Source organism: Pseudoalteromonas sp. AS71 (assembly GCF_038900275.1).
In the GTDB taxonomy this organism is placed as follows: Bacteria; Pseudomonadota; Gammaproteobacteria; order Enterobacterales; family Alteromonadaceae; genus Pseudoalteromonas.
The window spans coordinates 1-23534 of the sequence record NZ_JBBMQZ010000011.1 but is presented as its reverse complement, the minus strand read 5'-3'; the positions used below and the strand labels follow the sequence as shown (position 1 = coordinate 23534).

Below are 23534 nucleotides of genomic sequence, written 5' to 3'. Positions count from 1 at the left end.
CTACACTATAACTACTTAGCATTTTGTAGTTCAGGAGCACAAGCATTGAGAAAGTTTTTAATATTAACCCTTAGCTTGGCTTGTGCTTACTTTTTTACTGGGTATTTTAGCAACTCACTTCTTTCTGTAGATGGCTATGCGGTCGCCTCTTGGCCGCCCTCAGGAATTGCTTTAGCGAGCTTTTTAATTTGGGGACGTAAGTCATTTATTGGCCTTATTCTTGGTGCTTTCTGTACTAACTTAATTCATCTTGATAACACTGTAGATATTCTTCATTTTAATGTGCTTTTACAAGCTATTTGCGTCACTTTAGCCTCTGTTTTACAGGCTTGGATTGGTCGTCAAATTATAGTAAATGTTATTAAGGCGCCGCTAGATTTATCTTCTTTAAAACACAGTATACAAAGCTTAATAGTAGCAGGGCCAATATGCTGTGTTATTGCAGCAGGTGTGGGAACTAGCTTATTAGCATTGAATAATGTGATCCCGACCAATGCTATTTTTGATAATTTTATAGCATGGTGGATTGGCGACAGTATTGGTGTACTTATATTTACACCGCTAGTACTGGCTGCTTTTAACTACACGCAAGTACGCCATCGTATGCTGGTGATTTTACCTTCACTATTAATTTATATACTAATTAGCGTTAGTTTTTATGGTGCTGCCAGTGTTAAAAAAGAAAAAGACATTCAAAAGCAAGAAGCCAAAATACTTGTTGTGCAAAATGCTATAAGCCAGAAGCTCGATGGTATTACTGCTCACTTAGGATTGTTAGCTACATACTTTGCTAGTAGTGATAACGTGAATTTTAAAGAGTTTAAACAGTTTACTTCAAAGCAATTGGACTATAGCCAAGAAATTTTAGCATTTGAATGGATACCTTATGTATCAGCAAATAAACTCACTGATTTTGAAACACATGAAAATACAGCCACAGGCAAACCTTTATACATAAAAGAAAAGTCACTAGATGGAGCTTGGCAACCTGCAGGTGATCGTAGAAATTACTTTCCTGTAAAATATGTATATCCATTAGAGGGCAATGAAGATGCTTTAGGATTTGATTTGGCTTCAAGTAAAGTAAGAGGAGTAGCGCTTAGCAAAGCGAAAACACTCAATGAGCTAGCACTAAGTGAGCCAATTAATTTAGTCCAAAATACAGCTGAGCAGGGAGTGCTCTTTTTATATCCTGTTTTTGGTGAATCATCTACCGAAGATGATTTTCAAGGTTTTGTGGCCGCTATTGTTAGCCTTAAGCGCTTATCGCAAACATTGTTATTTGATCACAACAATTCAATTTCAGCCAGTTTTTTTGATACAACGATACCAGGGGAAAAGCAGGCAATTTATATTGCCGATACCGATAACTCGCAAATGCTGTTTAAAGAATATCAATTGTTGATTGGCAAACGCATGTGGCAGGTCGAGTTATATGAACCAATAGTTAGAACGTCTTGGTTAATGTATTGGCTTGCACAAATAGTAGGGATGTTGTTTGTGTGGCTATTGATTACATTTTTGATTTCAGTTACTGGTACAAACATACAAATTCGCGAACAAGTGGCTAAGCAAACACATACTTTACGTAAAGAAAAACAAAAAGCAGATGAAGCGAGTCATATTAAGGGACAATTTTTGGCAAATATGAGCCACGAAGTCCGCACCCCTATTAACGGTATAAAAGGGCTGCATTATTTAGCGCTACAGCAAAATGATTGGCAACAAGCAAGAAGTTACATTGAACAAGCAGATGGGGCACTTGGTGTTTTACTGCGGGTATTAAACGATGTGCTCGACTTTTCAAAAATGGAAGCAGGCAAGCTAGACTTAATACAAGAGCCCATTAATGTAGTGAGTTTAGCGGATGAAATGCTCAATTTACTTCAGTTTGAAGCTGACATTAAATCAATAAAGTTAAGTCTCGATTTTGATAAAACATCAAATTTGGTTATTAATGCCGATCCAATCCGCTTAAAACAAGTGCTGCTGAATCTGCTCAATAATGCGGTTAAATTTACAGGAGCAGGTGAGATAACTCTGAAAATTTGGCAATCTAAAAAAATGACTTACTTTAGTATTAACGATACGGGTATTGGTATTAGTAGCGAAGCACAAAAACAATTATTTAAACCATTTGCGCAAGCCGATAGCTCAACCTCTCGTCAATATGGTGGCACTGGCTTAGGGTTAAGTATTTGTAGAAAATTGGTTGAACTAATGGGCGGTGCAATTGATTTAGTTAGTTATGAAGGAAAGGGCTCTACATTCACATTTAGTTTGCCGCTCATCTCGCCTTTACCAAAAGCAGAGCAAATACAGCAGCAATATAACGAAATAGATGTAAGTACTTTATCATTCACAAACTATAAATTACTTTTAGTCGAAGACAACCCGCTTAATCAGCATGTTGCCAATGCCATTTTAAAAACGAAAGGGTGTATTGCCGACATTGCTAACGATGGTTTTGAAGCCATAGAAAAGCTAACCGAAAATAGCTACGACATTGTTCTTATGGATATTCAGATGCCAAGAATGGATGGACTCCAAGCAACAAAAGTAATTCGTTGTGATTTAGGGTTAATTGATTTACCCATAATAGGACTATCGGCGAACGCCCATGACGATGATGTTAAAAAGGCATTAGCCTCGGGGATGAATAGTTATATTACTAAACCTATTGATGCAAATACGCTTTTTAAAACTCTTTGGCATTATTTATCAAATAAATAAGTAACGCTATTTTTTTGCACAAAAAGCAGACATATGACCGCTTAAACTTAACGCAAACCATATACACTTGAAAAATAACTATATCTGCGTATCATGCGCGCAAATTTAACTAAACTGGGTTGCTATTATGATCAATAGAAAATTACCTTTGCTAGATATTCACCGTCATTTAGACGGTAATGTACGTGCGCAAACCATATTAGAACTTGGTCGTCAGTTTAATATAGAGTTACCTGCAGATAACGTTGAGGCATTAATTCCTCATGTTCAAGTTATTGACCCTGAGCCAAACCTTATGGCTTTTTTACAAAAGCTAGATTGGGGTGTCACTGTACTTGGTGACTACGATGCGTGTAGACGCATAGCGATTGAAAACATTGAAGATGCACAAGCGCAAGGCCTTGATTATGTAGAGCTTCGCTTTAGCCCTTACTACATGGCGCAGAGCCAAGGTTTACACCCTGAAGGGGTTGTAGAAGCGGTTGTTGATGGTATTAAATCAGCAACAAAGGGTGCAAATATAAAAGCTAACTTGATTGGTATTTTATCGCGTACTTATGGCGTAAAAACATGTCAAAAAGAGCTTGATGCATTACTCGCATTTAAAAATGATTTAGTGGCTGTTGATTTAGCCGGTGACGAAATTGGTTTTCCGGGGGAGTTATTTGTAGATCACTTTAAGCAAGTACGAAATGCTTATTTAGCTTCGACTATTCATGCTGGAGAGGCACTTGGTGCCCCAAGTATTTGGCAAGCAATTAACGAGCTAGGTGCGAGCCGAATAGGGCATGGCGTTAAAGCTATTGAAGATCCAAAATTAATGGATTACTTACGCGATAACCGTATTGGTATTGAGTCGTGCTTAACAAGTAATATTCAAACAAGTACAGTGAACGACTTAGCTAAACATCCACTTAAACAGTTTTTAGATCACGGTATTTTAGCGTGTATTAATACTGATGACCCAGCAGTTGAAGGCATTGAAATTGAGTACGAATATACTGTTGCAGCACCTAAAGCTGGTTTAACACAAGCTGATATGGAAAAAGCGCAAAAAAATGCGTTAGAAATAGCATTTTTAAGCGATGGCGATAAAAAAGAACTTTCAGCACTCGTTAGCGCGCGTTAATTTAAGAACATTAAAAATGCCGCTTTATAAGCGGCATTTTTGTATCTGTAAATTATATTTAGTGTGTTTGGCAGCTCATGTAATTATCGTAGAGTGCTTTAAGTACATCTGCTCGGCTGATCATGCCGATTACTTTAACACCCTCTACAACAGGGTAGTTTTTTGGTTTACCAGGCTGCATCTGCTGTGCAAGCTCGATAATGTTGGTATCGCCGCTAACAGTCACTACCCCTGTTTGCATAAGTTGCGATACTTTAACCATCCCATCACAAAAATAACTGCTTTGCGTAAGCGGTTTTAAAAGTTCATGCTCTGAGATAAATCCGACTAGGCATTTATCTTTATCAAATACTGGTGCGCCAAGTAGTTTAAATTTTTGTAGTTCTGCTATGGCTGTCGTCATTTCTGTATCTGGTGTGATATTTGGCAACTTGCGTTGCATAAAATCTTTTACTTTTGTATTTAGCATTTGGGTCTCTCCCGCTGATGTTCTATACAAAGTATGGTTTATAGATAGGGATTTAGGAAATTGTTTATATTGATGAGGTTGATAGATTTTAACTATTAAATATTTTTTGCTATATAAAATAAAAGCACCGATTAGGTGCCTTTATTTATAACTGAAAGTAAATTTCAATTATTTGATAAATGCGAATGCATCTGCATACATGTTTTCGCGTATTGCACCATGAGTAATAAAGTCATCACGCACTATACCTATCATGTCAAAACGACCGGCCATATAAATATCGTACGATTCAAGCGATACAATATCTTGCATTACTGCTTTGTGTACATAGCCAGTATGACCTTGCCAATTAGCCGATGGATTTTCTACCACAGGGATAAACTCAAAGTTTTTGTGGCTATCGGCCCATGTTTGCATTTCTGTATGTGCGTATAAAGCAGACTCTTCTTTTACACCCCAGTAAAATAATACCGGACGGTCGCACTTAATTTCAGCTAAGTGATCAGCCATTGATTTTGCGTATGAAAAACCAGTACCACCGGCAAGTAAAATAATAGGGCGCTCACATTGCAGGCGCAACTGTGAAATACCCAAGCCAGCTTCAATGTCTACTAATTGCCCAGTGGTATGGGCGTTTCGTAAATGTTCCAGCGATTGCATTGCATACGAATCGGCACCTGACGCGCCAATATGCAGTTCTATTGCATCGCATTGTGAAGGGCGGCTAGCTATAGAAAAAGCACGTTTGTCTTTTTCGCCCAATACGAGTTGCATGTATTGGCCAGCTTCAAAGGTCACAGGTTGTTGTGGCTTTAAAATTACTTTATGAACAAATTCTGTAAGTGGGCTGATAGCTACAACTTCAGCTTTTAATGTTTGCATTTTTTACCTTTTAGCAGCGCTTGTAACAGCAGATACGCAATCGAATAGCTCGATTCTAGCATATCTGCAGGGTTATTTTATAGCCTGATATGTACTTACATATAAACACTTAAACAATATTAAGGCTTTCCCAAATATCATCTACGCGGTCTTTGGTGTCTTTATCCATAACAATAGGCTCGCCCCATTCGCGGGTGGTTTCGCCAGGCCATTTGTTGGTAGCATCCATTCCCATTTTTGAACCAAGGCCAGAGACTGGCGATGCAAAATCGAGATAATCAATAGGTGTGTTTTCTATTAATGTTGTATCGCGTGCTGGATCCATTCGGGTTGTTATAGCCCAAATAACATCTTCCCAATCGCGGGCGTTAACATCGTCATCGCACACAATTACAAACTTGGTATACATAAACTGACGTAAGAACGACCAAACTCCCATCATCACGCGCTTGGCATGGCCAGGATATTGTTTTTTCATTGTTACAATCGCCATACGGTACGAACACCCTTCAGGCGGAAGGTAAAAATCAACGATTTCAGGAAATTGCTTTTGTAATATCGGCACAAACACTTCATTAAGTGCTACACCTAAGATCGCAGGCTCATCAGGCGGACGACCAGTAAATGTACTATGATAAATAGGGTCTTTACGATGCGTTAAGTGAGTCACGGTCATAACAGGAAAGTCATCTACTTCATTATAGTAACCAGTATGATCGCCATAAGGGCCTTCTGGCGCCATTTCACCTGGCATAATGTAACCTTCAAGTACTATTTCTGCACTGGCAGGGACTTGCAAGTCATTGGAAATAGATTTAACAACTTCGGTTCTGCTACCACGTAATAAACCAGCAAACGCATATTCGCTTAATGTGTCGGGTACAGGCGTTACTGCACCTAATATAGTAGCAGGATCGGCACCTAGTGCTACCGAGACAGGGTAAGGTTGCCCTGGATTTTCTTTACACCATTCTTGAAAATCAAGCGCGCCACCACGGTGTGATAACCAACGCATAATTATTTTATTTTTGCCTAATAGCTGCTGGCGATAAATACCTAAATTTTGGCGCTTTTTATAAGGCCCTTTAGTTACGGTAAGGCCCCAAGTAATTAATGGTGCAGCGTCACCTGGCCAGCAATGCTGAATAGGTAATTTAGTTAAGTCTACATCATCACCTTCTAAAACTACTTGTTGACAAGGCGCTTTTTTAACTTCTTTTGCTGGCATATTAAGCACTTGCTTAAAAATCGGTATAGCGCCTAGAGCTTCTTTAATGCCCTTTGGTGGATCTGGCTCTTTTAAAAAAGCGAGTAGCTTACCTACTTCGCGCAGCTCACTAACATCGGTTTGGCCCATGCCCATTGCTACGCGTTTTGGTGTACCAAATAAGTTGGTAAGCACCGGCATACCGTAGCCTTTTGGGTTTTCAAATAATAACGCGGGACCTTTAGCACGCAATGTGCGATCAGATATTTCGGTCATTTCAAGATACGGGTCGATTTCTTGGGTGATACGTTTAAGTTCGCCTTTTTTTTCAAGCAAATCGATAAAATCACGTAGATCTTTATATTTCATTGTGGGCCGCTATTAAGCAAAAGAGTTGAAGTATTATACCCAGTTCATACAAGGCAAGTCATTATTTGCACTCAAAACTTAGAGTACCCTCAATACAGTTTAAATATGTATGAGTTAATTAGTTTTTAACTTGGCTTTATAGGGTGGTTATTCTTTTAGTACGCTTTATTACTTTATTTAGTTCAGCATTGAATTGGATATATTATTTTTTACTCTGTAACGCATTGGTATTTTTTTCCTGCAATTATTAGCATTGCGTTGTTACCTTTCCCCCAAAATAAAACATCTTCATTTATATATTTATTACCGGATGCACTTCTTTCTCGATTAAGTAAATAAGTATGATTATTGAAAGTAAGCTCAGCATTGCTCTGATTAATAACATTAAGATTAACAGTGCTTTTATCACATAAGTAGGTGGTACTTATTTGCGGGTCGTTACATGCCGTTAAGCTAAGTAAACCGGACACTATAGCCAAATATACTTTCATCATTCCTCCATTTACTTTTAAGCCACTATTTTTAGATGACTTATCTGTTTTGTTTGTATGAGAATAACAAAGCAAAATTAACCGTTGGTGAAAATTACGCTTTACGTTATGTTTATAGCAATATTTTTTGAGCTCGGAAGCTTTATGGCAGGCACTAACCTTTTAACGTTATTAGACGATATAACCACTTTACTTGACGACATTGCGACTATGAGTAAGGTAGCAACAAAAAAAACGGCTGGTGTACTAGGCGATGACTTAGCACTCAATGCCCAGCAGGTTACAGGTGTTGCAGCAGAGCGTGAATTACCTGTTGTTTGGGCTGTAGCAAAGGGCTCATTTTTAAATAAAACGATACTCGTACCCGCCGCTTTATTAATAAGCGTATGGCTGCCTTGGTTAATAACACCTCTGTTAATGATGGGTGGTTTGTTTTTATGTTTTGAGGGAGCGGAAAAAGTATTTGCTAAGTTTTTGCCTCATCACAATGAAGTGGTAGATGAGGATGAAAAATTAGACTTAGTCGAATACGAAAAGCAAAAAATAAAAGGCGCAATAAGAACCGACTTCATTCTTTCTGCCGAAATTATTGTTATTACTTTAGGCACAGTGGCTGGTGCTACATTGCTTAACCAAGCTTTAGTGCTTTGTGTTATCGCAATTATAATGACGATTGGCGTTTATGGCTTGGTGGCCGGTATTGTAAAATTGGATGATGCAGGGCTTTATTTACTTAATCAATCTAAAGTGTCAGCAAATAAATTTAAAGAGTTACTCGGAAAAGGCTTACTCGCAGCAGCGCCTAGATTAATGCAGTTTTTAGCATTTGCGGGCACCATTGCAATGTTTTTAGTAGGCGGCGGGATTTTAGTACATGGCGTTGAGTTACTACATCATACTCAGTTGGATGTAACAAGCTATGCTCAGTCTGTTGCTGGCGGCACAGGAGAAGTATTAGCGCCTCTCTTGTTTGATGGTTTGCTAGGCGTTATTGCTGGCTTAGTTGTTGTGCTTATACATGTAAGTTATACAAAGTTATTTAAAAAATAATTAATAGCTGGCGTATTTACTACGCCAGCTTTATAAAAACCGACTTTTAGTCAATTGATAGCTTACCTAATCGATTTACCCGCATTCAGCTATTTCACAAAGAGATTCCAATTCAAATTGTGCTTTAGTATTTTTTTGCTCTATGGCCCTTTTATACCAGTAAATAGCTTGTTGATGATTTTGAGCTATTCCTTCACCATCACGATACATCTGCGCTAAATTTAATTGCCCCCACTGAGAGCCTGCTTCAGCAGCTAATTTAAAGCTATCAAATGCTTCAACAAATAATCCATCTTTAAAATAAATAATGCCTTGTTGATTATTTTTATCGAGCTTTAAGCCTTTATATAGTGGCTTAGGTTTAGGAGGAAACATCACAAATCCGCCATAAAGGCTGTTGGCATAAGGGCGTAGTACGTCGTAAATAACTTCGTCATTATATAAGCGCTTTATTTCATTGCGGGGGAGAGTAATGGTGTTAGTTGAAAAATAGTTATTTTGTACCAATTGGCTAGTACGCATTGCCAGCGTAACACTGTTGTTTCGTTTATAGCTGTAGTTACTTACTTGAAAGGTAGTAAATTGCGCGTCAAAACTTATCACCTGAGCAATTTTTAGGTTTGTAAGAGTCCAAGGTTCATGGGTAAATTTATCAGCCTGTACTAAATAGGTATCGTATAGTTTTGGTGTGCTTAAGTAATTTTGCTTTTGAGCTTCGTTATCAAGATGCTGTTGATAAAAGAAGGTGATTATCCAAAGCAATAAAAAAGTGCCAATAAAGTACTTAGGTAGGCTTAGTTTTTCTATTAATGGTAGTTGCGTTATTTTTACAGGTTCGTTTTTTCCGCATTGATAGCACTCGCGTTTGTAATTTAATTTTAAGGCGAGCATGGGCAAAATACTAAATCGTAAATAGCGGCTTTTATTTATTAAATGGTAGGCGTCGCTTTGACAGTGAGGGCAGCGTATTGTTTGTGCAAAATGTGGAAATGATTCACTCGTGTTGAAAAGTAACATAAAGCACGCTCCTTGTTTAATTACCTAAAGGTAAAACAAGGAGCGCATTAATCAAAGCAACAAACTGTAAGTAAGTATGTCAGTTACTGTTTAACCTGAGTTCAGGTTATTTAGTTTGTGCTTTAGGCTTGATTGTTGTTTTTGCATCAGCAGCCATTAGAGCAAATACGGCGTATGCTGCGGTATTTTGACGAAGCTTAGCGGGTGTTACTTTATCAAGCGTATCGTCAGCTGTATGGTGGTAATCAAAGTAATCAGTTCCATCTTGAGCAAGTTCAAAAATAGGTGCTGACGTTGCATTCTTAAGTGGAATTAGATCCGGGCCTCCATTCGCTTGGTTTTTACCAATGTATTCAACATTTAATGGTGAAAGCTCTTTTGCTATTGCGCGTACTACAGGAAGCGAAGCGGCATCTACATTTGACTCAAAAGCGTATACTACATCGGCACCAAAGTCAGACTCAGCGGCTGCAACAATATTGCTTAACTCGTTTTTATGCTCTTCAAAATAAGCTTTTGCACCCCAAAGACCTAGCTCTTCAGCTGCAAAAAGTACCACACGAATACTGCGCTTAGGACGTTTTACATCGCTAATATGTTTAGCGGCTGCCATTGTTAGTGCAACGCCTGCGCCGTCATCTAGTGCGCCAGTCCCTAAGTCCCAAGAATCTAAATGCCCGCCAATTAATACATATTGCTCAGGGTTTTCGGTACCATTAAATTGGCCAATAACGTTATAACCTGTTCCTTCACCTAGATTTTCGGTTTGCACATTAATATTTACCGACACGTCTTTATTCAATGCAATAAGTCGTGCGATTTGGTCTGCATCTGGGTTAGCAATTGTTACGTTAGGTATTTTTGTAACACCTTCTTTGTAGTAACTACCGCCAGTGTGAGCAAAACGATGATGGCCGGTACTTACTGATCGCATCATGTAGGCAACAGCCCCTTTTTTAGAGGCTTCTATAGCGCCTGTGCCACGTGCTTTTACAGCCGGTCCGTAACCATTGCCGTCTATATCGCGGTTCATGCGGTAATTAATATACGCAATTTTACCTTTTAAGCTGTTATCTGGTGCAGCAATTAACTCATCAAGTGTTTCGAACAAGACTACTGGTGCTGTGATCCCATCTTTTGGTGTACTTATACTGTTACCTAATGCAGTTAAATGAAGAGGTTGCTCGCTTGGTGTTAGTATTTTTCCGCTTTCGCTATAACGGCGCCATTCAGGGAAGGTGGCTTTTTCTAGCCATACTTTATCAAAGCCCAGTTCATTAAATTTGGCTTGAGCCCATGCCACGGCTTTTTTATCGTTTTCGGTTCCAGGAAGTCGTGGGCCAACTTCAGTTGTTAATGACTCTAGTAATTTATAGCTTAAATCACTATTTAGAGCCGAGGTGCGTACTTCGTCTACTTGTTGTAATTGTTTTTGGGTAAATTCGGCGCTGTTAGCGTTTGCAGCCATACTGCTAGTAAGCAGTAATGCGGTAATGATTTTTTTCATTTGGGTAAGCCTTTTTAATAATTAACACTATTAAAGCATGTAATAAACGCTATAAAAAATAGATGAGATGAATAGGCGTTGTAATGGGTTTAATACTGTTAGGTATAAATTTTTAGATGTAAAAAAGCCCACGTAAATGCACGTGGGCTATATTTTAAAGCTGTTATTTAAGGCATTTATTTAAAAGCTAAATTGCGCAGCTAAACGAAGATTTGTGCCTTCGCCAACAGTTACATTACTAGTACCGCCACCACCTAAATAGTTTTTATCAAATAAGTTTTCGATATTAAGGCGTAAATTAATATCGGTATTACTTAAGTTAAATTTATAAGTAGCACCTACATCAACGCGAGTGTACGCATCTTTAGTAATTGTATTGGCGCTATCAGCAAAACGCTCGCCTTCGTAAAAAGCACCTGCATTAAGTGCAATTGCGTCGTTTAATTCATAACGTGTCCAAAGTGATACCGACCATTTTGGTGCATCGGTAGGGCGTTTGCCTTCAAGTTCTTCGTCACGCTCAAAGTTTGCATCGAGGTACATAGTTGACGCCATAACAAATAAACGGTCAGTAGCGGCACCTTGAGCGCTTAGCTCAACACCTTTATGACGTTGTTCACCTACTTGGTTTGTTTCACTTGTGAATGACCCAATAGGAACTTCAAGCTGTTCGCTAACAAGAGTACCTTCTTTGCTAATATCAAAAATAGCACTGGTAAGCATTAGGCGGTCATCAAATAACTGCCATTTAATGCCAATCTCTCTTTGCTCAGACGTAATAGCATCTAATTTCATACCGTTATTTACATCTGTTTCATCAATTAAGGTTTCACTACCTTGAGGCTCGAAACCTTCTGAGTAACTAGCGTATATAGTTGCAGAAGCATTTGGGTGATAAAGCACGCCTACTTTTGGTACAAATGATTCGTTATCTGCATCTTCTCGCGTTTGCTTATCGTAACGTCCACCTAGCGATAATTGCCACTCTGGCGAAAACGAAATTAAGTCTTGAACGTAAATACCGTAGTAGTCGTATTCAGTTTCGCTTATTGTATCATCTGTTTTATAGCTTACTGATGGGCGAGATGGTTCTGCTTGCCCTGCTGAAAAGTCGAAGTAGTCGGCAGACGTGCGGCGTTGTCCATAGTAGTAATCCAATGAGTTTGCGCCAATTAATAATTGGTGTTGAATACCAGCTGTTTCAAATTCACCAATAAAATCAATAAATGCGGTTTTAAACTGCCAATCATCAAAACGATCGTAAGGGCGAGATTGATAGCTGTCACCTTCAGCAAAGCCGCCTGGCATACGCGGTGCTGACTCAAAGCGTTGGCGCTCAAACGTTTGTTCGTTATAGCCAAGCTTTACCTGCCAGTTATCGGTTAAAAATACCTCTAGGTCTAAACCTACGTTTTCTACCGTTATATCGGTAAATGCCCAAGACATATCACGAATTGTTTTGTCGCTACCAATTACTTTGGCGTTATCGTCTATCCATGCACCCGTATCTAAACCTGCTTCGTCGTCTGTACGGTCGTAATGCACACGTACTAATGCATTGTCGCTAATATCGTAATCTACAACTAAAGCACCTAAAAAGCGGTCACGCTCACGGTTTTCACCATTTTGATATTTACGCCAGTAATCTACGTCTTGCTTTACTAATATGCCACGTGCACGTAAATCTTCAGATTCAGTCAAGGCACCACTGGCATCCATCATAAAACGAGTTGAGCCATGCTGATCTACATCGGCACTGGCATTAAACAGTGTAGTTACAGTTGGTTTTTTGGTTACCATGTTAACCAAGCCACCAGGGCCTGACTGACCGTATAAAATGCTTGATGGGCCTTTAATTACTTCAACTTGTTGTAAAATTTCGATTGGTTGTTGATAGTGAGACCAATGCTGATGGCCGTCACGTAAATAACCTGTTGATGAGCTTAGCTCAAACCCACGTAGGTTAAATACTTCACGGTTTCGTTGCTGTGAGCCTGCCGTTAAGCTGGCGTCATTTGTTAGCACTTCGCCAAGTGTAGTGGCGAGCTGTTCGTTAACAATAGTGTCTGTTATTACGGTTACAGATTGTGCGGTTTCAAGTAATGAAGCTGATGTTCTCATTGCGCCATTAGCGTTGTCTACTTTGTAGTCGTTAAAGTAGCTACCTTTTACTTCTATACGTTCAAGGTCGGTAGAGTTTGCATATGCGTTTGTTGTAATGCTTGCCAGTAGTGCTAGGTAAAGAGAATTCAGTTTCATTGATTGCTTCCAGCGCAGTTATGTAAAAAACAATCGCGATCTTAATGCAAACTACTATCATTTTCAACACCTTTTGTTAACGTACTTTATTATGTGTTTGTTAATGGTTGCTAATTACGAATTCTGCTATTATTAGCGGCATATTTAGTGGGGCTTTCCCCCACGTTATTTTTATTGCTATGGAACTTACTGTGACTTCAACTGCTTTTTCATCTTTGGCTTTACCGACTGGACTCGTTGATAATTTATCAACACTTGGCTATGCCCACATGACACCCGTACAAGCACAAAGTTTACCGCCTGTACTTGCTGGTAAAGACATCATTGCTCAGGCAAAAACCGGTTCAGGTAAAACTGCTGCGTTTAGTTTAGGTGTACTCGCTAAATTAAACGTAAAACGCTTTCGTATTCAGTCGTTAGTTTTATGCCCAACCCGAGAGCTTGCTGAGCAGGTTGCGGTTGAAATGCGAAAATTAGCGCGCGGTATCCACAATATTAAAATATTAACGCTATGCGGTGGTGTATCAATTGGTCCTCAAATTGGCTCGCTTGAACATGGTGCGCATATTATTGTTGGCACGCCTGGGCGTGTTGACGACCATATTCGTAAAGGTACTTTACGTTTAGATGATGTTGAAACATTGGTGCTTGATGAAGCCGATCAAATGCTTGATATGGGTTTTCAAGACACACTTGATGCAATTATTGAGCGTATTCCACAAAATCGTCAAACATTGTTATTTAGTGCTACATTCCCAAGAGCTATTGAAGCAATTGCTAAGCGTGTACTTAAAAACCCAGAAATGGTTAAAGTAGAAGAAGAACAAGCCAAAAGTACAATTAAGCAGTACTTCTACAAAATGGATAATAATAAGCAGCGCTACCCAACGCTAAAATTATTACTACTTAAATTTACACCACAAAGCTGTGTTGTATTTTGTAATACCAAAGTAGAAACACAACAAGTGTGTGACGATTTAGCTGACGAAGGCTTTAGTGCTGTTTCGCTACACGGTGATTTAGAGCAGCGCGATCGTGAACGTACGTTAATTCACTTTTCAAATAAAAGTGCTTCAATACTTGTTGCTACCGATGTTGCTGCACGTGGTTTAGATATTGATGATATGGATATGGTTATTAACTACCATTTGGCACATGATACGCAAACACATGTTCACCGTGTTGGTCGTACTGGGCGCGCAGGTAAAAAGGGCATTGCATGTTCTATTTACGGTGAAGCAGAAGCGTTTAAAATTGCTCAAATAGGCGAACATTACGAGCGTGATATTACGCCAGAACAAATGCCACCATTTAATTTATTAGACAAGCCGCCGTACCGCCCTGAAATGGTTACTTTAATGATTGATTCAGGTAAAAAGCAAAAAGTGCGCGCTGGTGATATTTTAGGTGCTTTAACGGGTAAAGATGGTGTTGCAGGTCGTCAGGTAGGTAAAATTAACGTACTTGATAACGTAGCATTTGTTGCTGTTGAACGTAATTCATCAAAACCAGCGCTTCGTAAATTAACCGAAGGTAATATTAAAGGGCGAAAAATCCGCGCTCGTCGCCTTACTCGTTAATTTAAACTTCTAAATTAATAGATTAACGAGCAGCTACCTTTAGCTGCTCGTATTGTAATTTTATTTTTTTAAACTTCACTTCACACCCACTTGGTTTATCTGGGTGCATTTGTAATGCAAGTTGTCTCCAGCGCTTTTGAACGTTTTTAAGAGTAAAATTTTCAGGTAACTTCCATTCTAAAGCCAACTCTTTAAATTCATTTTCATTTAAAGCCTGTTGTGGCGGCAGCGTTTTAAACTGACGCCAAAAGCTATTTAAAAGCTCATCAATCTGCTCTTCACTAGTATCGTAATTATACCAATCTAAATAATAATCTCGCAAATTCTCGTTTGTTGTTACTAAACTATTATCTCCTTTTTCTAAAAGCTCGATATGCAGAGCTGAAATGAGTAAACTCTGAGGGCATAATTGTGCCTGCAGTTGGTACAGTGCATTCATAATTAAAAAGTTACGTTTAAATAAATCACGTTCAGGACTTTTATCGAGAGTGGTCATAGCGCTACGGGTGGTCAGTTCTGCTGCTAAAGTATGAACTTGCCAAACCTGCTTTGTTAGTATTAGCTCAAAAATCTCATCAATCAGTGGGTTAAGCATTGTTTAGGCCCTAGTAGTTGGTGTATCTTCAATAAAGATTACACTGATATAAGTAACGGTTTGAAGGATTAAAATTATGCTGGGCAAGTTAAAATGCCTCTTATTTACTATATGCTGTGTACTAATAGCTCCTGGCTATGCCCAAAATACTGATTCTTTATTTGAGCAATTCAAAAACGAAGTACAGTGGGAGCCTAAATTACAATTAGCAAACATGCTACTTACTAATAAAGATGCCTCCAAAAAAGAGCGTGTCGCTGTTTATTCGGCATTAGGTAATAGTGCGTTATCGGCTGATAATTTTAAAGAATCTTTACACTATTTTAAATTATTAGAAAAAAACACTTCAGATACTTTCTTTCCTGACGAGCACTTTCGTGCAATAAAAATGCAAGGTGTAGCACTTTTTTATCAAGGCCTATTTCAAAAGGCCATAAGTGAATATACCCGCACCCTAGTATTAGCTGAAAAAAATGAACAACTACTTGAACAAGCAAATTTACTAAATAATATTGGTTTGGCTTATTTTAATATGAATAAGCTAGGCGATACCCTAGAGTTTTACTTAAAGGCAAAAGCTATTTACGAAGCGCACGGTAGTGAGCAAGATCAAACCGACATATTACTTAATATAGCAGGCGTTTATATACGCTTATCACGCTACGATAGTGCATTTAGTCTTTATCAAGATGTACTTAAAGTTTATCAGCGGTTAGATGATAAAAGTGGTATTGCGCAGGTATACAACAATATGGGTGTTGCTCATATGGAGAGTAATCAATTTGACTTAGCACTTCATTATTACCAGCTAGCGCTGCGTTATTATATTTCAGCCAATGATTACAATAAGTTATCTACGCAATATACTAACTTGGCAAATACTAATTTAGTGTTAAAAAAAGTAGATGAAGCGTACGAGCAAGCTAAATTAGGTGAGTACTATGCGCTTAAAATAGGTAACCATAATTTAGAGCTTAATGCGCTACATGCGCTTGGTAAAATTCAGTTTGTTAAAGGCAACTTAGAAGAGGCGAAAATAAGTTTAGATAGAGCTATTTCACTTGCTCACGAATATGGCAGTGAGCGAATAATTAGGGAGGGTTTAGGGACTAAAGCACTACTTGAAGCCAGTAAAGGCGATTATTCAAGCGCAATGGCCTTGCAACAAGAATATATTAGTGAGCTACGAAAGCTCAGAAGTACAGCAATTATAAATGCACTAGCGGTACTTCAGCATCAATTTAAAGCAACACAATTAAACCAAGAGATAGAAAAACTTAAACAAGATCGACGTGTGCAAGAGCTAAAAATGTCGCAGCGTTCTCAGCTTACTTTATTCTCTTTTTTACTATTACTTTTGGTTGTTGTAACTGGTATTGCGCTTTACCGCCGTGGCGCAGAAAAACGCGCTAAGCAGCAGTTAACAGAGCAAGTTACGCAGCGCACTGCCGAGTTACAGGCAATAGCACAGGAGCTAAGAGAAGCTAACGATGTTAAAAGCCAGTTTTTGGCCAATATTAGCCACGAAATCCGCACTCCACTAACGGCTATTTTAGGGCAAACAGATGCTTTAATTAATGAATTATATGAGCCTGAGTCACTTAAAGATGAATTAAGAGTAATTCAGCGCCATAGCGACCATTTAAAAAGCTTAATAAACGACGTGCTCGATTTAAGTAAAATTGAAGCTAATAGGTTAGAGTTAAATATTTCGTGCTTTGATATTGTAGAGCTTGTAAATGACGTACATGCAATGTTTATCACTCAAGCAAAAGCAAAAAATTTACGCCTCATTTTAGACAATCAAGTGGGTAATGAGTTTTACACTAAGCTCGATTTGATTCGCGTAAAGCAGATTCTTATAAACTTATGTGCCAATGCTATTAAGTTTACTCACGCTGGCCAGATCATCATTGCTTTAAATAAGAGTGATCAAGGGCTGGTTATTATTATAAAAGATACCGGTATTGGTATGAGCTCTAAACAGTTAAAGCTTATTTTTGAATGCTTTAGCCAAGCAGATAACAGCATTAGCCGTCGCTTTGGTGGTACAGGGTTAGGCCTTAGCTTATCACAACAATTAGCCGCGATGATGGGCGGTTATATTAGCGTACAAAGCGAATACAAAAAGGGCAGTCAGTTCTCGTTCTTTTTACCGTGCGCAGAAGTAAATAAATCGCAAAGCATGATTGAAGCTCAAAGTACTTCTAAGGAAAATAAGCGATTGGCGGGTCGTGTTTTACTTGCGGAGGATCATCCTGATAATCGTAGGTTAATAAGCCGCTATTTACGCTCAATGGGACTCGAGGTTATTGCTGTTGAAAATGGTGAGCAAGCGGTAGAGCAGTGCTTAAAAGAATACCCTGACTTAGTATTACTCGATATTCAAATGCCAGTGATGGACGGGCGTTCTGCTTTCCAACTATTGAAACAGTGTGGTTTTGAACGGCCTATTTTTGCTTTAACAGCAAATGCTATGAGTCATGAAGTAGATAGTTACTTAGAGTTAGGGTTTACAGGTTACTTAGGTAAACCGATAGACAAAGAGTCATTTTATAAAGCGCTCTCTAATCACCTACATAATGCAGAAGATCAACCAATTATAAAGCAAAATGAAGTTGATATGAGCGATCTTGTGATTAGTTTCAAGCAGAGCTTTGCTTTGGAGAGTGAAACGATTACCCAGCATTTTATAAGCGAAGATTTAGGTGCGCTACAAAAAGATAGCCATCGCATTTTAGGGGCTGCACAAATGTTTGGTTTGGATGAAATTGCGCAATCGGCTAAAAATTTAGACAGAGCACTTCTACACAGAACCCAAAAAAGCAGTGCAAATGATTTTAAAGCGCTCGTTGATACACTGCAGAGTGTACTTAAAAAGTATAATGAGAGTTAAACTGTATTTAATCCAGACACAAAAAAAGCGCCTTAGGCGCTTTTTTTATTCAATTAAAACGCTTTTATTGGCGTCTCATCGAATCAAAAAATTCATCATTGGTTTTGCTCATCGATAGTTTATCGATTAAGAATTCCATTGCATCAATTTCTGACATGTCATGAACAATTTTACGTAAAATCCAAAGCTTTTGAAGTTCATCTGGTTTTGTTAGTAATTCTTCACGACGAGTACCTGAGCGGTTAAAGTCGATAGCTGGGAATACACGTCTTTCCGCAATTTTACGGTTAAGGTGAAGTTCCATGTTACCAGTACCTTTAAACTCTTCGTAGATAACTTCATCCATTTTAGAGCCAGTATCGATAAGAGCTGTAGCTATGATTGTTAAGCTACCACCTTCCTCAACGTTACGTGCAGCACCAAAGAAGCGCTTAGGTTTATGTAATGCGTTAGCGTCAACACCACCAGTAAGTACTTTACCTGATGAAGGAATAACGGTGTTATAAGCACGTGCTAAACGAGTGATTGAATCCAATAAGATAACAACATCTTTTTTATGTTCAACTAGGCGTTTTGCTTTTTCGATAACCATTTCGGCAACTTGTACGTGACGAGAAGCTGGCTCATCGAACGTTGATGCAATAACTTCACCTTTAACTAGGCGTTGCATCTCTGTTACTTCTTCCGGACGTTCATCAATAAGTAAAACCATTAATGTTACATCAGGATGATTGTGCGTAATTGATTGTGCAATATTTTGAAGCAGCATTGTTTTACCCGCTTTTGGCGGAGCTACTAACAAACCACGTTGGCCGCGGCCAATAGGAGATGCTAAATCAAGTACACGGGCTGTAATATCTTCTTTACTGCCGTTACCACGTTCCATGCGAAAACGTTCGTTTGCATGTAATGGAGTAAGGTTTTCAAAAAGAATTTTAGTTCGAGAGTTTTCAGGTTTATCAAAGTTAACTTCATTTACTTTAAGTAAAGCAAAGTAACGTTCACCGTCTTTAGGTGGACGAATAAGACCTGAAATTGAATCGCCAGTACGCATGCTGAAACGGCGAATTTGGCTAGGTGAAACATAAATGTCATCTGGGCCAGCTAAGTAAGAGGCTTCTGATGATCTTAAGAAGCCGAAACCATCTTGTAAAATCTCTAATACACCGCCGCCGAAGATATTCTCTCCGCCTTTGGCATGGGATTTAAGAATGGCAAAAATGATATCTTGCTTTCTTAAGCGGGCTACGTTTTCGAGCCCCATGGACTCAGCTAAGTCTACAAGCTCTTTAATGGACTTGTCTTTTAATTCGCGTAAATGCATATTGGTGGGTTCTTTATTACAGTTGTCATACTCAAAATCGCTTTGATCGTTGAGTGAGGTTTGTTGAATATAACTAAGGATTAGTTGGCTTTATAAACTAGCAGTTCACTGGCAAAGCGTCCAGTCTTTATACAAAATAAATTTAAAAAAGGGCAAAAAGCCCTTTTTATTGTTCTAGCTTACAGTTAGATGTTGTTTTCTAAAAACTCGATAAGTTGAGTTTTTGAAAGAGCACCTACTTTCGTTGCAGCTACTTGGCCATCTTTAAAAAGAAGTAAAGTAGGAATACCACGAATACCAAATTTTGGTGGTGTGCCAGCATTTTGGTCGATATTTAATTTAGCAACAGTCACACGGCTGTCGTATTCATCAGCAACTTCGTGAAGAATAGGGGCGATCATTTTACAAGGTCCACACCATTCAGCCCAGAAATCTACTAGTACTGGTTTGTCTGATTGTAATACGTCAGCTTCAAAGCTATCGTCAGTAATTTGGATTATTTTCTCGCTCATTGCGCTCTCCGATTTAGTTAGGCGAAATATTTAGTGCGTATTTAAACACTCTTGTTTCTTATTGCAAGTTTAAACGTTATGCTTAAACGCTATGACTAAGACACATTTAACCGATAAAAAGTTTTCAGACTTTGCTATCGCACCGGAAGTGGTTGCCGGTTTAACCGAGAATGGGTTTGAATATTGCACACCTATTCAAGCAAAATGCCTACCTTTTATTTGTGATGGACGCGATATCGCGGGCCAAGCTCAAACTGGTACAGGCAAAACGTTGGCATTTTTAACTGCCACGTGCCATCGGTTATTACAATCTAGCAAAGCACCTAGTAAACATCCAAGAGCCCTGATCATGGCCCCTACTCGGGAGCTTGCGATTCAGATACACAAAGATGCTAAAATTTTAGCGCCGCACTGTAATCTTAACTTAGGTTTAGTATATGGTGGCGAAGATTACGAAAAACAACGTGCACAACTAGAAAAAGGCGTTGATATTTTAATTGGTACTACAGGTCGTCTAATTGATCTGTATAAGCAAGGCTGTTACACCCTTAATGAAATTGAGGTAGTCGTGCTTGACGAAGCTGATCGTATGTTCGATTTAGGTTTTATCAAAGATATTCGCTATATGTTCGATCGTATGCCAGATACATCAAAGCGTTTAAACTTATTATTTTCTGCCACATTATCATATCGCGTACAAGAATTAGCTTTTGAGCACATGACAAACCCAGAGCATGTTCAAATTGAACCTGACGTTAAAACGGGTAAACGTATTCAAGAAGAGCTATTTCATCCTTCGCAAGAAGATAAAATTAAGCTGTTGTTAACCTTAATTGAAGAAGAATGGCCAGAGAAAGCAATCGTGTTTGCAAATACTAAGCACAGTTGTGAAACTGTTTATGCTTGGCTTAAGTCAGACGGTCATCGTGTAGGCATGCTTACTGGTGATGTTAACCAGAAAAAACGCCAAACTATATTAGCGCAGTTTAGCAAGGGCGACTTAGACTTTTTAGTTGCTACAGATGTTGCTGCGCGTGGTCTTCATATTCCAGAAGTAAGTCATGTATTTAACTTTGATTTACCTGACGATTGTGAAGATTATGTTCACCGTATCGGCCGAACTGGCCGCGCCGGTGCATCAGGCCACGCAATCAGTTTTGCGTGTGAGCAATATGCTTATAACTTGCATGAAATTGAAGAATATATAGAGCACAGCATTCCTTTATCTCATTATGATAAAACAGCATTGCTAGATGATTTAACTCAGCCTATTATTCAAAGAAAGCGCAACTATTCAAATGGTCCACGTAACCGTAGTAATAACAGCGGACGTCGCCCAAATAATAGTTACCAAAAAGGACGGTCGTAAGCGACCGTTTGTATAAGTAGTAGTAACTAGAGGTTTTTGAACGGTGGGGCAACTTAAACCGCAAAAAAATGTATACGCAGTTATTGATTTGGGCTCAAATAGCTTTCATATGCTTATAGCCAAATCAATTGCTGGCGGTCTACAAACAATTGGACGTGTTAAACGCAAAGTCCGATTAGCCGCAGGGCTTGATAAAGATAACGTATTGAGCACTGAAGCAATGCAGCGAGGCTGGGAATGCCTTGCCCTTTTTGCTGAGCGTCTACAAGATATCCCAGATAAAAACATCACCATAGTAGCAACAGCTACCTTAAGGTTGGCAACTAACGCCGAAGTATTCAAAAACCATGCAGAAAAGATTCTTGGCCATAGCATTAATGTTATTAGCGGAGAATTAGAAGCGCGCACAATTTATAAAGGTGTTGCTCATACTTCATCTTGTACTGGCAAACAGCTTGTTATTGATATTGGTGGTGCAAGTACCGAAGTTGTAATTGGTAAAGCATTTGATGCCTTACATTACAAAAGCCTCAATATGGGGTGTGTTACCTATCTTGAACGCTACTTTAAAGACTGCCAATTAAGTAAGGGTAACTTTAACGCAGCTATAAAGGCAGCTCGTACAGTCATTGATGAAATTTCTCCAGAATATAAAACAGCGGGATGGCAAATTGCATCTGGTGCTTCTGGCACAGTGCAAGCAATTCAAGAAATTATGGTCGCTCAAAATCTTGACGATTTACTCACGCTTGAAAAGCTCAACACTATAAAAGAGCAAGCAATTGCATTTAGCACCATTGCAGCGCTAGACCTTCCTGGATTAAGTGAAGACCGTCGACTGGTATTTGTATCAGGACTCGCAATCTTAATCGCACTATTTGAATCTCTTGAAATAGAAAAAATGGGATTGGCGGGTGGAGCACTGCGTGAAGGTGTTTTATATAGCATGGTTCCGGAGTTTCATAATAACGACATTCGTAAACGCACAGTTGATGGGTTTATGAGTCGTTATCACGTTGATCAAAAACAAGCGTGTCGAGTTTCAAGCTTGGCTATGCAGTTAACGATAAGTATTGATAAAGATTGGCCAATTGAAAGTTTAAATGGGTTACCACTATTAAAAGCGGTAGCGCAGCTTCATGAGATTGGATTACTAATAGAATATAAGCAGTACCATAAACACACCGCTTATATTTTGGAAAATACTGATATGCCTGGTTTTTCACAGTCAGAGCATAAATTAATAGTAGCGGTAGCGGATGCGCATCGTTCTGATTTTCCAAAAGACTGTTTTAATTCACTCGGCGTAAATAGTCTATTAGCGCAATATATAGTGAGATTACTACGAATAGCAGTCATCTTATCAATGCGCAGACAAGATGATGTACTGCCTAAGTTTGAGTTAACAGCTAAAAATGAAGTGTTAGACCTTAAGTTTGAAAGTAACTGGTTAAAAGATCATCCATTAATGGCTAGCGAGCTACAACAAGAGTCTAAACAGCAAGGTAAACTTGGGTGGAAGCTCATAGTAAACTAATTAAAAAGGCCCATCAGGGCCTTTTTAGTGTTTAAAGTAACCATTTCGATGTAAATATGTGCGAACAGCACATTATTTCAAGTTTTCTTCAAAAAAGGGTTGATCTGTTTTCGGATCTCCCTATAATGCGACCCCACTGAGACGGGAAACGCCAACGCATAGCAAGGCAGGAACTACTCAGTGTGTTAAGTAAAACTTAGATTTAATCTTTTTAGAAAGTTTAAATTTAAGTGTTGACAAAAAAATAGGAAAGCGTAATATACGCAGCCCTAGCGAGATAAAGTTTAACTTTAATCGCAACGTTCTTTAACAATATAAAGCAATCATCTGTGTGGGCACTCGTACAGATTGAGTTCTAACAGCCAACCTACTTCTTTCTTTATTGAGCAAGTAGCGAGGCAAACAAATTAGAGTCTCAATTGAAAACTGAGTGACCAACAGAAGTAACTTATTTATAAGTTGCTTCGGCACAGTCAATTCAATATCGAAAGATATTAAAATAAATTCAGAATTCATTGAGCTGTCGAAAGACATAAAACTTTTTAATTGAAGAGTTTGATCATGGCTCAGATTGAACGCTGGCGGCAGGCCTAACACATGCAAGTCGA

17 protein-coding genes and 1 rRNA gene are annotated in these 23534 nt (G+C 38.8%); 8 read left to right on the top strand and 10 right to left on the bottom strand.

Features of this window, described 5'->3' with window-relative positions:
• The first annotated feature begins 45 nt into the window (after nt 1–45).
• On the top strand, nt 46–2733 hold the full coding sequence (locus WNY98_RS09950) for a CHASE domain-containing protein (protein WP_342877803.1): 2688 nt from the start codon (nt 46–48) through the stop codon (nt 2731–2733).
• 127 nt (nt 2734–2860) lie between these two features.
• Nucleotides 2861–3862: an adenosine deaminase gene (add, locus tag WNY98_RS09945; protein WP_024598832.1), complete on the top strand. Its 1002-nt coding sequence runs from the start codon at nt 2861–2863 to the stop codon at nt 3860–3862.
• A gap of 58 nt (nt 3863–3920) precedes the next feature.
• On the opposite strand, the gene WNY98_RS09940 is transcribed toward add, so the two are convergent.
• The 4 genes from WNY98_RS09940 to WNY98_RS09925 all read right to left on the bottom strand — a co-directional run bounded on the left by WNY98_RS09940 (nt 3921) and on the right by WNY98_RS09925 (nt 7280).
• On the bottom strand, nt 3921–4331 hold the full coding sequence (locus WNY98_RS09940; RefSeq protein WP_342877802.1) for a CBS domain-containing protein: 411 nt from the start codon (nt 4329–4331) through the stop codon (nt 3921–3923).
• Between the two features lie 168 nt (nt 4332–4499).
• The gene (fre, locus tag WNY98_RS09935) at nt 4500–5213 is read right to left on the bottom strand and encodes an NAD(P)H-flavin reductase (protein ID WP_342877801.1); all 714 of its coding nucleotides are present in this window, start codon (nt 5211–5213) and stop codon (nt 4500–4502) included.
• Nucleotides 5214–5322: 109 nt separating this feature from the next.
• A complete protein-coding gene (ubiD, locus tag WNY98_RS09930; protein ID WP_342877800.1) occupies nt 5323–6789 on the bottom strand; it encodes a 4-hydroxy-3-polyprenylbenzoate decarboxylase in 1467 nt (488 codons plus the stop codon).
• 209 nt (nt 6790–6998) lie between these two features.
• A complete protein-coding gene (locus WNY98_RS09925) occupies nt 6999–7280 on the bottom strand; it encodes an MliC family protein (RefSeq protein WP_294119778.1) in 282 nt (93 codons plus the stop codon).
• 144 nt (nt 7281–7424) lie between these two features.
• Here WNY98_RS09925 and WNY98_RS09920 point away from each other — a divergent pair, with 144 nt between their 5' ends.
• Nucleotides 7425–8330 carry a DUF808 domain-containing protein gene (locus WNY98_RS09920; protein ID WP_170072757.1) on the top strand — a complete coding sequence of 302 codons (906 nt, stop codon included), beginning with the start codon at nt 7425–7427 and terminating at the stop codon, nt 8328–8330.
• 75 nt (nt 8331–8405) lie between these two features.
• On the opposite strand, the gene WNY98_RS09915 is transcribed toward WNY98_RS09920, so the two are convergent.
• The 3 genes from WNY98_RS09915 to WNY98_RS09905 all read right to left on the bottom strand — a co-directional run bounded on the left by WNY98_RS09915 (nt 8406) and on the right by WNY98_RS09905 (nt 13113).
• Nucleotides 8406–9347: a tetratricopeptide repeat protein gene (locus WNY98_RS09915; protein ID WP_342877799.1), complete on the bottom strand. Its 942-nt coding sequence runs from the start codon at nt 9345–9347 to the stop codon at nt 8406–8408.
• A 106-nt stretch (nt 9348–9453) separates the two neighbouring features.
• A complete protein-coding gene (locus WNY98_RS09910; RefSeq protein WP_342877798.1) occupies nt 9454–10854 on the bottom strand; it encodes a M20/M25/M40 family metallo-hydrolase in 1401 nt (466 codons plus the stop codon).
• Between the two features lie 180 nt (nt 10855–11034).
• Nucleotides 11035–13113 carry a TonB-dependent receptor gene (locus tag WNY98_RS09905; RefSeq protein WP_342877797.1) on the bottom strand — a complete coding sequence of 693 codons (2079 nt, stop codon included), beginning with the start codon at nt 13111–13113 and terminating at the stop codon, nt 11035–11037.
• A 191-nt stretch (nt 13114–13304) separates the two neighbouring features.
• Here WNY98_RS09905 and dbpA point away from each other — a divergent pair, with 191 nt between their 5' ends.
• Nucleotides 13305–14693 carry an ATP-dependent RNA helicase DbpA gene (gene dbpA, locus WNY98_RS09900; protein ID WP_024598838.1) on the top strand — a complete coding sequence of 463 codons (1389 nt, stop codon included), beginning with the start codon at nt 13305–13307 and terminating at the stop codon, nt 14691–14693.
• A 22-nt stretch (nt 14694–14715) separates the two neighbouring features.
• Here dbpA and WNY98_RS09895 read toward each other — a convergent pair whose 3' ends face one another.
• A complete protein-coding gene (locus WNY98_RS09895) occupies nt 14716–15288 on the bottom strand; it encodes a DNA-J related domain-containing protein (RefSeq protein WP_342877796.1) in 573 nt (190 codons plus the stop codon).
• 76 nt (nt 15289–15364) lie between these two features.
• Here WNY98_RS09895 and WNY98_RS09890 point away from each other — a divergent pair, with 76 nt between their 5' ends.
• Nucleotides 15365–18184 (top strand): ATP-binding protein, encoded by a 2820-nt coding sequence (locus tag WNY98_RS09890; protein ID WP_342877795.1) that lies wholly within the window; start codon nt 15365–15367, stop codon nt 18182–18184.
• Between the two features lie 64 nt (nt 18185–18248).
• Here WNY98_RS09890 and rho read toward each other — a convergent pair whose 3' ends face one another.
• Together rho and trxA are read right to left on the bottom strand one after the other, a co-directional pair.
• A complete protein-coding gene (rho, locus tag WNY98_RS09885) occupies nt 18249–19508 on the bottom strand; it encodes a transcription termination factor Rho (RefSeq protein ID WP_002960945.1) in 1260 nt (419 codons plus the stop codon).
• Between the two features lie 185 nt (nt 19509–19693).
• Complete coding sequence (gene trxA / locus WNY98_RS09880) at nt 19694–20020, bottom strand: thioredoxin TrxA (RefSeq protein ID WP_002960942.1); 327 nt, start codon at nt 20018–20020, stop codon at nt 19694–19696.
• Nucleotides 20021–20111: 91 nt separating this feature from the next.
• Here trxA and rhlB point away from each other — a divergent pair, with 91 nt between their 5' ends.
• From rhlB to WNY98_RS09865, 3 genes are all read left to right on the top strand, one after another.
• The gene (gene rhlB / locus WNY98_RS09875; protein WP_024598841.1) at nt 20112–21389 is read left to right on the top strand and encodes an ATP-dependent RNA helicase RhlB; all 1278 of its coding nucleotides are present in this window, start codon (nt 20112–20114) and stop codon (nt 21387–21389) included.
• A 43-nt stretch (nt 21390–21432) separates the two neighbouring features.
• Complete coding sequence (gppA, locus tag WNY98_RS09870) at nt 21433–22926, top strand: guanosine-5'-triphosphate,3'-diphosphate diphosphatase (RefSeq protein WP_342877794.1); 1494 nt, start codon at nt 21433–21435, stop codon at nt 22924–22926.
• Between the two features lie 543 nt (nt 22927–23469).
• A 16S ribosomal RNA gene (locus WNY98_RS09865) occupies nt 23470–23534 on the top strand; the annotation flags it as partial.

Coding starts and splice junctions, on each gene's coding strand:
- ubiD (WP_342877800.1), bottom strand. CDS start 6,789: ATGAAATATAAAGATCTACGTGATTTTATCGATTTGCTTGAAAAAAAA.
- trxA (WP_002960942.1), bottom strand. CDS start 20,020: ATGAGCGAGAAAATAATCCAAATTACTGACGATAGCTTTGAAGCTGAC.
- WNY98_RS09895 (WP_342877796.1), bottom strand. CDS start 15,288: ATGCTTAACCCACTGATTGATGAGATTTTTGAGCTAATACTAACAAAG.
- add (WP_024598832.1), top strand. CDS start 2,861: ATGATCAATAGAAAATTACCTTTGCTAGATATTCACCGTCATTTAGAC.
- WNY98_RS09915 (WP_342877799.1), bottom strand. CDS start 9,347: ATGTTACTTTTCAACACGAGTGAATCATTTCCACATTTTGCACAAACA.
- WNY98_RS09940 (WP_342877802.1), bottom strand. CDS start 4,331: ATGCTAAATACAAAAGTAAAAGATTTTATGCAACGCAAGTTGCCAAAT.
- rhlB (WP_024598841.1), top strand. CDS start 20,112: ATGACTAAGACACATTTAACCGATAAAAAGTTTTCAGACTTTGCTATC.
- fre (WP_342877801.1), bottom strand. CDS start 5,213: ATGCAAACATTAAAAGCTGAAGTTGTAGCTATCAGCCCACTTACAGAA.
- WNY98_RS09910 (WP_342877798.1), bottom strand. CDS start 10,854: ATGAAAAAAATCATTACCGCATTACTGCTTACTAGCAGTATGGCTGCA.
- WNY98_RS09920 (WP_170072757.1), top strand. CDS start 7,425: ATGGCAGGCACTAACCTTTTAACGTTATTAGACGATATAACCACTTTA.
- WNY98_RS09925 (WP_294119778.1), bottom strand. CDS start 7,280: ATGAAAGTATATTTGGCTATAGTGTCCGGTTTACTTAGCTTAACGGCA.
- WNY98_RS09890 (WP_342877795.1), top strand. CDS start 15,365: ATGCTGGGCAAGTTAAAATGCCTCTTATTTACTATATGCTGTGTACTA.
- WNY98_RS09905 (WP_342877797.1), bottom strand. CDS start 13,113: ATGAAACTGAATTCTCTTTACCTAGCACTACTGGCAAGCATTACAACA.
- rho (WP_002960945.1), bottom strand. CDS start 19,508: ATGCATTTACGCGAATTAAAAGACAAGTCCATTAAAGAGCTTGTAGAC.